The organism is Burkholderia sp. Se-20378, assembly GCF_017104665.1.
GTDB lineage: Bacteria > Pseudomonadota > Gammaproteobacteria > Burkholderiales > Burkholderiaceae > Burkholderia > Burkholderia lata.
Window position 1 is genome coordinate 1 of record NZ_JAAGPG010001069.1, and the last position, 1,430, is coordinate 1,430.

The 1,430-nt window shown below is 68.7% G+C and carries 1 protein-coding gene and 1 pseudogene; both read right to left on the reverse strand.

Annotation, left to right across the window (positions count from 1 at the left end; genetic code table 11):
- Nucleotides 1-75 precede the first annotated feature (75 nt).
- On the reverse strand, nt 76-1,164 hold the full coding sequence (locus tag G3N93_RS40195) for an extracellular solute-binding protein (RefSeq protein ID WP_206135545.1): 1,089 nt from the start codon (nt 1,162-1,164) through the stop codon (nt 76-78).
- A 26-nt stretch (nt 1,165-1,190) separates the two neighbouring features.
- Nucleotides 1,191-1,430, reverse strand: a pseudogene (locus tag G3N93_RS40200) (ABC transporter ATP-binding protein); the annotation flags it as partial.

A 1,430-nucleotide genomic window follows, 5' to 3' on the forward strand; every position in this document is an offset into this window, starting at 1 on the left:
AATACCGCCGCCGGCACCGCGCCGAAGCGGCGCAGCGCGCCGCGGTCCGCCAGGGAGGTCTGCATCGCGCGCCCCTTAGTTGCCGAGCGTGGCCTGCGACCAGAGCTGGTCGACCTCGGCCTTGCGTGCCGCCGCCTTCGACACATCGAGCGGACGCACCTGCGGCGCCTTCGGCAGCTTCGCCGCGACGTCGGGCGCGACCGGCGTGCCGGGTACGGCCGGCCGCACGAAACCCTGCGCGAACAGCGCCTGCCCGACGTCGCTCATCACCAGGTTGAGCCAGAGCTGCGCGGCGGAAGGATTCGGGCCGTTCTTCACGAGGCTCATCGCATACGGCGCCGATACGCTGCCGTCCTGTGGAATCACGACGTCGGCCGCGTCGCCCATGCCGTCGACATACTTCGCTTTCAGGCCGTCGTTCTCGTAGCCGATCAGGATCGGAATCTCGCCCTTCACGAACTTCGCATAAGGCGTCGTGCCCTCGACGCGCAGCACGTTGCCCGCGCTCTTCAGCTTGCCGAAGAATTCCGCACCGGGCTTCGGGTTCTCGACGCTGCCGCCGTTCGCATACGCGGCCGCGAACACGGCGACCTGCCCCTGCCCGGTCGAACGCGGGTCGAGATAGACGACCGCGTTGCGATACTCCGGCTTCAGCAGGTCGGACCAGCGCTGCGGCACGTTTTTCACGAGCTTGCGGTTGACGAGGAACGCGATGTTCAGCGAGTGCACCGCGAACCAGCGGCCGTCCGCCGAGCGAAACACGTTCGGCAGCTTGTCGAAGTTGAGCGGCTTGAACGGCGCGACGACATCCTTGCTCTCCGCATCGAGTGCCGACGCGGCGAAGTAATACGCGGTATCGGCCTGCGGACGGCGGCGCGACTTGTCGAGCGCGACCACGGTCGCGGCCGAGCCGATGTCGTTGTAGGTGATCTCGACCTTCGGATAGCGCTTGCGGAACTCGGCGAACAGCGCCTTCCAGTTCGCCCATTCGGGGCCCGTGTCGAACGACACGACGAGCCCTTCGTCGGCGGCCTTCACATACAGCGCGTCCTCGCCCGGATACAGCGGCGCGGCGTGCACCGGCGCGGCAGCCAGCGCCGCGAACGCGCAGAGCGCCAGCACGCCGGCGCGTAGGGTCTTCACAAGAGGGTGGCCTGCAAGCATCGGGGATCTCCGTTGAATGAAAGGGGTCATTGCGCGACCGGCGCGGCCGGCAGCACGAGCAGATGGCGCGGGTCGATCGCGATGCGCCGCGTGGCCGGCACGCGGCCTTCGCACAGCAGCGGCTCGGCCGAGCCGGCGGGAATGAAGTCGTAGCGTTGCGTCGCGCCGAAGTAGCGCACGTCGCCCGGCGCGCCGTCGATGCGGTTCACGCCATGCTCCGGCGGATCGGCCTCCACGTGCTCGGGCCGCACCAGCACCTCGACCTC